The sequence below is a fragment of the Pseudomonas sp. genome (assembly GCF_049590575.1).
Taxonomy (GTDB): Bacteria; Pseudomonadota; Gammaproteobacteria; order Pseudomonadales; family Pseudomonadaceae; genus Aquipseudomonas.
Map to the genome: position 1 here is coordinate 19514 of NZ_JBAWDE010000272.1, position 7635 is coordinate 27148.

Genomic DNA, 7635 nt, shown 5'->3' on the forward strand with positions numbered 1-7635 from the left:
CTCCAGCGGACTGCTCACAGGCGCCCGATTGTTTTTGTTGTCTGGTGCGGCGTTACAACGTGGCGATGTACGCCGGTGGCGGATGCAAATCGCAGTTGCGTCCGGCCTTGGCCACTTGGCCGGGCAACTCGTGGCCGAGTAACGCCGGTAAGCGGCGGGATATTTCCAGCAGGTGCGCCAGGTCGATACCGGTGTGAATCCCGACCTCTTCACACAGGTTGACCAAATCTTCGGTGCAGATATTGCCCGACGCGCCCGGTGCAAACGGGCAGCCGCCCAGGCCGCCGAGCGCCGCGTCAAAACGTCGGGCGCCGGCTTCGTAGGCGGCCAGCACGTTGCACAATCCCAGGCCGCGGGTGTTGTGAAAATGCAACGTCAGGTCGCCGGCGGGCACCCGCTGCAACACGCGCTTGACCAGGCGTTCGACCTGACGCGGGTTGGCCATGCCGGTGGTGTCAGCCAGGCTGATGCCGTGGATGCCCAGCGCCAGATACGCGTCGACAATCTGCAGCACGCGATCTTCGTCGATCTTGCCTTCGAACGGGCAGCCAAAGGTGGTGGCGATGCTGCCGTTGAGGCGTACGGGGTACTCGGCAGCAAACCGCACAATGTCACCAAACGCTGCCAACGACGCCTCGCAGCGCATGCGCATATTCGCCAGGTTGTGGGTCTGGCTGGCAGACATCACCAGATTCAGTTCATCCGCACGCGAGTCGATGGCGCGCTGGGCGCCCTTGAGGTTGGGGATCAACGCCACGTAGATCACACCGGGTGCGCGTTGAATGCCCTGGAACACCTGCTCGCCATCACGCAATGCCGGGATGGCTTTGGGCGAGACAAATGAACCGGCTTCGATGCGCGAAAAACCGGCCAATGAAAGCTGGTCGATCAGGGCGATCTTGTCAGCCGTTTCGACCCAGGTCGGCTCGATTTGCAGGCCGTCGCGCGGGGACACTTCCTGCACGATCAGCGCATCGGAATAATCAGTGATCATTGCACCACTCCCGAGGTTTTAAGGCGTTGGATATCGGCACCGGTGAGTCCCAGGCTGCCGAGGATGTCATCGGTGTGCTGGCCGAGCGTTGGGCCCTGCCAGTTCACACCACCGGGGGTTTCGGACAGTTTCGGCACGATGCCGGGCATCTTCACCGACACGCCGCCGGGCAACTCGGCATTCAGCAACATATCGCGTGCCTGATAGTGCGGGTCGCCGACGATATCGGCCACCGAATAGATGCGCCCGGCTGGCACTTCGGCGGCTTCCAGGGCGCTGAGCACCTGGTCGATGGGCAGGCTGCTGGTCCAGTGGGTGATCGCGGCGTCCAGCAAACCACTCTTTGCCGCGCGGCCATCGTTGTGGGCGAATTCAGGTGCTTCGGCCAGGTCCGAGCGACCGATGCTGGTCATCAGGCGCTTGTAGATCGGGTCGCTGTTACCGGCGATCACCACGTAGGCGCCGTCGGCAGTCAGGTAGGTGTTGGACGGCGCAATACCCGGCAAGGCGCCGCCGCTGCGTTCACGCACGTGGCCGAGCATGTCGTATTCGGGCACCAGGCTTTCCATCAGGTTGAACACGCTTTCAGCCAGCGACACGTCGACAATCTGCCCGTCGCCCTGCCCGGTCTTGACCCGCAGCAACGACATCAGCGCGCCGATCACGCCATGCAGTGAGGCCAGCGAATCGCCGAGGCTCACGCCGACCCGCGCCGGTGGCGAATCCGGGTTGCCGGTGGTGTAGCGAATGCCGCCCATCGCCTCGCCGATTGCGCCGAAACCTGGACGGTCGCGGTAAGGGCCGGTCTGGCCGTAGCCGGAAATGCGCACCAGGGTCAGCTTGGGGTTGAGGGCGTGCAGCACGTCCCAGCCCAGGCCAAGTTTTTCCAGGCCGCCGGGGCGCAGGTTTTCGATCAGCACGTCGGCATCGCCGAGCAGTTGTTTGATCAGGCGCAGGCCCTCGGCGGACTTGAGGTCCAGGGCCAGGGACTTCTTGTTGCGCGATTGCAGGTACCACCACAGCGACGTGCCTTCGTGCAGCTTTCGCCATTTGCGAAGCGGATCGCCCTGGCCCATCGCCTCGATCTTGATCACCTCGGCGCCGAATTCACCCATCAGCCGGGCGGCGAACGGCGCAGCAATCAGGGTGCCGATTTCGATCACCTTGATACCGCTCAGGGGAGCCGTCATGGGGTGTACCTCTTATTCTTGGATGTGCGGCCAAGGCTAGAGGACAGCGCCAGGGAAAATCCAACCGTCAGTTGGCAACCAGCGTTCGCTAAACGCGAACGCTCAAGGCATCGAACAACAACCGGCTTACCGGCGACAGCTGCGCAACGTCACGTACCACCAGGATCAGGCTGCGATCGGACCAGGCATCCGTCAGCGGCACCGCGTGCAAACCCAGGGCGCGGCCAAACAGCTCATAGGCCTTTTGCGGCAGGATGCCGATGCCCATGTTGGCCTGGACCATCCGGCACATCGCATCAAAGCCCGGCACATGAATGCGCAGGCGCAGCACCTTGCCCGCCTCGCGTGCGGCGGCGTGGGTGCGCATATTGATCGAACTGGCGGCGTGCAGGCCGACGTAGTCGCTGCCCAGGGTTTCGGCGAAAGCCAGGGATTCGCGCACCGCCAGCGGGTGATCCAGCGGCATCAGCACCACCAGTTTGTCCTGACGATAGACCACGCTGGGCAGGCCTTTGGTGTCAGTGTCACTGGAGCAGATCCCCAGGTCCGCGACCCCATCCAACACGCCTTGCACCACTCCATTGCTGGGGCGTTCTTCGAGGTCGGTTTTGACTTCGGGATGCAACGCGGAAAAATCCCGCAGATCTTCCGGAAGGAACTGAATGATCGCCGAGAGATTGGCCAGCATCCGTACATACCCGCGCACGCCATGGCTGTGTTCGCCGAGTTCCAGGCCCATTTTTTCCACGTTGAACAGCATCTGCCGGGCATGGTGCAGCAGGGTTTCACCGGCGGCGGTCAGGTCCATGCCCTTGGCGCGGCGCACGAACAGGCTCACACCCAACACCTGCTCCAGCTCCATCAGGCGCTTGCTGGCCGCCGACACGGCGATGGCTTCGCGGGCTGCCGCGCGGGTCAGGGTGCCCTCTTCAAACACGGCGACAAACAGTTGCAAAGTGATCAGGTCCAGGCGCCGCACCAGGCTTTTGTGCAGCATCAGGCGCGCTCGGTCGCCAAGCGATTGATCTCGGCCTGCTCCACCACCGCTTGCGGCGCGCCATGCCGCACCGCCGCCAGCATCGCCCGGCCAACGGTTTCGGTGCTTACCACCCAGCCCGGCTTGACCCGGCGCACCAACGACAGCAACGGCCCAAGCACAGAATAGAAAGATTGATACAACGGCGTCTTCGAACGCACCCCATGCAAGGGCTGGATCACCCCAGGGCGAAACAGGTACACCGCCTTGAACGGCAGGCGCAGCAAGGCATTCTCGGTCTTGCCCTTGACCCGCGCCCACATCGACTTGCCCGCCTCGGAACTGTCCGTACCGGCGCCGGACACATAGATAAAGGTCATCTGCGGGTTGAGCCGCGCCAGGGTGCTGGCGGCCACGAGGGTCAAGTCATAGGTGAGGTGGGTGTACCGGGTTTCGTTCATGCCTGCCGACGAAACGCCGAGGCAGAAGAAACACGCGTCGAAACCTTGCAGCAGGTTTTCCAGCGGTTGGAAATCCAGCATGTCGCTGTGCAACACCTGGTGCAACTTGCCGTGCTCCTGGGTCAGGGGCGTGCGGCCAACGGCCACCACCTCCTGAACATCCGCGGCCAACAGGCACTCGCGCAGGACGCCCTGGCCGACCATGCCGGTGGCACCGAATAACAGAACTCTCATAAGGGGACCTCAGCGGCAAGCCGCAAGCTTCATGGTCAAGTTGATTGCGCTTTGGCTTGTAGCTTACCGCTTGCAGCTTGCGACTGCCCCTTTTAGAACGCGTTGCGAAAGATCTCCTCAATCTGCCGCTGGTCCGCGCGCCGTGGGTTGGTCAGCCCGCAGGCATCTTTCAGTGCGTTGGTTGCCAGCAGCGGAATATCCTGCAACTTGGCGCCCAGTTCGCGCAGGCCGGCGGGGATTTCAACGTCGTGGGCCAACGTGCGGATCGCCGCAATGGCCGCCTGGGCGCCCTCTTCCGCCGTGATGCCGTTGATGTCCGCGCCGAGGGCGTGTGCGACGTCGCTCAAGCGTTTGGCGCTGACGCTGGCATTGAAACTTTGCACGTGAGGCAGCAGCACTGCGTTGCACACGCCATGGGGCAGGTCATACAAACCGCCGAGCTGGTGGGCCATGGCGTGCACGAAACCCAGGGATGCATTGTTGAAGGCCATCCCGGCGAGGAACTGCGCGTACGCCATGTTCTCGCGCGCAGCCTTGTCGCTGCCATCGCGCACGGCCAGGCGCAGGTTGGCGCTGATCAGTTCGATGGCCTTGATCGCGCAGGCATCGGTAATCGGGTTGGCGGCGGTCGACACGTAGGCTTCGATGGCGTGGGTCAAGGCGTCCATGCCGGTGGCGGCGGTCAGGCCCTTGGGCATGCCGACCATCAGCGACGGGTCGTTGACCGACAGCAGCGGCGTGACGTTGCGGTCGACAATGGCCATTTTCACGTGGCGGGTTTCGTCGGTGATGATGCAGAACCGGGTCATCTCGCTGGCAGTGCCGGCAGTGGTGTTGATGGCCACCAGGGGCAGTTGCGGTTTGCTCGATTGGTCGACGCCTTCGTAGTCGCCGATATGCCCGCCGTTGGTGGCGCACAGCGCGATGCCCTTGGCGCAGTCATGGGGCGAGCCGCCGCCCAGGGACACCACAAAATCGCAGGCGCTGTGTTGCAGCAACGCCAGGCCCTTCTCGACGTTTTCCACATTGGGGTTGGGCTTGGCGCCATCGTAGATCACCGAGTCGATATCCTGCAGCGCCAGCTTCTCGGCGATCATGCTGGCCACGCCGGCCTTGGCCAGGCCTGCGTCGGTGACGATCAGCGCCTTGCGAAATCCGTAGTTACGGATGGCGACCATGGCTTCGTCGAGGCAGTCGGTGCCCATGATGTTGACGGCGGGAATGAAGAAGGTGCTGGTCATGGCGAATCCTCGGATGGCGTTTATGCCTACAGCATCGACTCCACTCGCCTACGGCATCTTGACCAGGATCAACGCCCGCTCGTGATAAAGTCACCGTCCAGCCGATTTCGAGTAGACCCGCCGCAATGAAGGATTTCCAGGATATTGACGCCCACCTTGAAGACTGGAGCGCGCTGCGCAGCAGCACCGCGTTCAGTGGGATTCTGATCGGCAACGGCGCGAGCCGGGCGATTTGGGAAGACTTTGCCTACGACTCTCTGTTCGAAAACGCACGCACCGTCGAAGAAAAACCCCTTAGTCCCTCCGAACTCAGTGTGTTCGACGCCCTGCAGACCCGCAGTTTCGAGCAGGCCTTGGGCGCACTGAAGACCACCAGCCGCGTCAACAAGGCCCTGGCGGTCAGCTCGGCGGCGCCGCGCAATCGCTACTACGCGATCAAGGAAGCGCTGATCAATACCATCCACGCGGTGCACATCCCGTGGCGCCTGGTGCAGCCGTCAACGTTGGCGACGATCAACGCGGAGTTGGGCAATTACGCCAGCGTCTTCACCACCAATTACGACCTGCTGAATTACTGGGCGATCCTGCACACTCCCGGCATCGACGACCTGTTCCGCAGCGCCGATGCCAGCTTCGACCTGCGCGACACACGCACCGACGCCACGCGCATCCTCTACCTGCACGGCGGCCTGCACCTGGTGCGCAACCTGGACGGCACCGCGCGCAAATTGCCGACCACCGACAGCACCTTGCTAAGCAGTTTTGCGATCAACAACACGATCAAGACCCTGGACGATGTGCCGCTGTTTGTCAGCGAAGGCAAAGTGGAAGAGAAGCTCAAGACCATCCGCAGCTCGGATTACCTGTCGTTCTGCTATGAGCAATTGCTGAATCATGAAGGCGCGCTGTGCATCTTCGGCCATGACCTGGGGGCCCAGGATAAACACTTGGTGGATGCGATTCGCCAAGCCCGACTTACGTCCCTGGCGATCTCGGTATCGGGCCGCAGCGACGGGTTTATCCGCCAGCAGAAGCGCCGGTATTCGGCGTTGTTCGATGGGTCTGGAGTAGAACTCCGGTTCTTTGCCGCGCGCACGCATCCCCTGGGCAGTTCAGCCCTGTCGGTGCCGGTAGAACGCTGATTGCTTGAACAAACACGCCCCGATTCCTACCAACCGGGGCGTTTTTTCTACCGCATCGTCAGGTCTTGTCCTTGACGACAGTGCTCGAGCCGTTGGTCTTTGCACTGGCAATGCCATTATCACGTGCCGCTGTCGAGGAATACTGCTCGCTGCTGCCGATCACCTGGTGATTGGCGGCCTTGAGGTTGAAGTACGACTGACCATTGCTGGCCACCTTTTTCTCATAGCGCTCGTCATGCGGGCTGTTAGTTTGTGCAGAGGCAATGCCGGCTTCAACTGCGCTGCGGGTGGTGTAAAGCTCGCTGGTCAAAACAGTCTCAGCGTTCGCCGCCTTCAGCACAAAAAAGAACTGCCCGTTGCTGCTCTTATTCAACTCATACCATCCAGCCATGTCGCTCTCCCTGTGAGTAGGACCTCGCTCTGTAGCTCGTAGGATTAAAGGCTATGTGCTGCGTATTTCCAGCGTGGCGGTGTGATATGCATTTACCCGGAGACAAATGACAATAATTCTCGATATCATTCACGACTTTTCTATGTCGTGCTTCTTTAAGAAGGATATCCATGCCTCGTCCCAAGCCCGACCCGTTGTCGGCCGATGCCTTTCGCGGGTTTTATGCAGATATTCTGTATTTCCTGCGCAAACGCACGGACAACGCCAACGATGCCGCGGACATGGCTCAGGATGTCTTTACCCAGTGGCTGGGCTACCGCGACCAGGCCAAGGTCGAGCAGCCACGGGCGTTTCTGTTCCAGATGGCGCGCAACCTGCTGCGTGATCACTGGCGCAGACAAAAGGTACGGCATACCGTCCACCCGGATCAGGCCGACATGGACGTCGACGCGATCACCGACGAGCAAAACGAACCCATGGCCGCCGCGCTTCGCATGCAACGCCTGGAACAGTTGAAAGAAGTCCTCGCTGAACTCTCGCCGCGCCGACGAGAAGCCCTTATGCTGCACCGCTTCGAAGGCCTGAGCCAGGCGCAGATTGCCGAGCGCATGGGCATTTCGACCAGCATGGTGGAAAAGCACATTGCCTTGGCCCTGCTGCATTGCAAGCGACGCCTTCAACACGACCACGGCACGGAGCAGCCAGAATGAACCGCCTGAGCGACATCGACGCCCTGGACATCGAAGCGAGTGACTCCATCGATGCCCAGGCCGCCAGCTGGTTTGCCCGCAACCGCGACAACGCTGCGCGCGCCGACCGCAAGGCCTTTGCGGCCTGGCAAGCGGAGCCTGCCCATGCACGCGCCTATGCCGAATTCGAACAACTGTGGGCCGACCTGGCGCAGTTGCAGCAATTGAACAAACCCGTAGCGCTGCCCCAGCGCAAACCGTCGGCATGGCGCCCAGCCCTGGCCGTGGCCGCCGCCTTGCTGTGCGCCGTACTGGCC

Annotated in this window: 9 protein-coding genes; 3 read left to right on the top strand and 6 right to left on the bottom strand. The window is 62.0% G+C overall.

The genetic code is table 11. The features are described from left to right. Positions 1–52 precede the first annotated feature (52 nt). The 5 genes from WBR57_RS18835 to yiaY form a co-directional block, all read right to left on the bottom strand. Positions 53–994 (bottom strand): hydroxymethylglutaryl-CoA lyase, encoded by a 942-nt coding sequence (locus tag WBR57_RS18835; RefSeq protein WP_424085486.1) that lies wholly within the window; start codon positions 992–994, stop codon positions 53–55. Then, positions 991–2184, bottom strand: a complete 1194-nt coding sequence (locus WBR57_RS18840; protein WP_424085488.1) for a CaiB/BaiF CoA transferase family protein — start codon at positions 2182–2184, stop codon at positions 991–993. The genes WBR57_RS18835 and WBR57_RS18840 overlap by 4 nt, the downstream gene beginning before the upstream one ends. 88 nt (positions 2185–2272) lie before the next feature. Continuing rightward, on the bottom strand, positions 2273–3181 hold the full coding sequence (locus tag WBR57_RS18845) for a LysR family transcriptional regulator (RefSeq protein ID WP_424085490.1): 909 nt from the start codon (positions 3179–3181) through the stop codon (positions 2273–2275). After that, the gene (locus WBR57_RS18850) at positions 3181–3855 is read right to left on the bottom strand and encodes an NAD(P)H-binding protein (RefSeq protein ID WP_424085492.1); all 675 of its coding nucleotides are present in this window, start codon (positions 3853–3855) and stop codon (positions 3181–3183) included. Before WBR57_RS18850 ends, WBR57_RS18845 begins: the two co-directional genes overlap by 1 nt. A 92-nt stretch (positions 3856–3947) precedes the next feature. Beyond that, the gene (yiaY, locus tag WBR57_RS18855; RefSeq protein WP_424085494.1) at positions 3948–5096 is read right to left on the bottom strand and encodes an L-threonine dehydrogenase; all 1149 of its coding nucleotides are present in this window, start codon (positions 5094–5096) and stop codon (positions 3948–3950) included. 125 nt (positions 5097–5221) lie between these two features. Between yiaY and WBR57_RS18860 the strand changes: the two genes are divergently transcribed. Next, positions 5222–6238, top strand: coding sequence for a DUF4917 family protein (locus WBR57_RS18860; RefSeq protein ID WP_424085496.1), 1017 nt, complete (start codon positions 5222–5224; stop codon positions 6236–6238). Between the two features lie 58 nt (positions 6239–6296). On the opposite strand, the gene WBR57_RS18865 is transcribed toward WBR57_RS18860, so the two are convergent. Continuing rightward, on the bottom strand, positions 6297–6629 hold the full coding sequence (locus WBR57_RS18865; protein ID WP_424085498.1) for a YegP family protein: 333 nt from the start codon (positions 6627–6629) through the stop codon (positions 6297–6299). A gap of 170 nt (positions 6630–6799) precedes the next feature. Here WBR57_RS18865 and WBR57_RS18870 point away from each other — a divergent pair, with 170 nt between their 5' ends. Both WBR57_RS18870 and WBR57_RS18875 read left to right on the top strand, forming a co-directional pair. Further along, positions 6800–7339, top strand: a complete 540-nt coding sequence (locus tag WBR57_RS18870; RefSeq protein ID WP_424085500.1) for an RNA polymerase sigma factor — start codon at positions 6800–6802, stop codon at positions 7337–7339. Continuing rightward, positions 7336–7635: DUF4880 domain-containing protein (locus WBR57_RS18875; RefSeq protein ID WP_424085502.1), on the top strand; the 300-nt coding region annotated here is incomplete at its 3' end. The genes WBR57_RS18870 and WBR57_RS18875, both read left to right, overlap by 4 nt.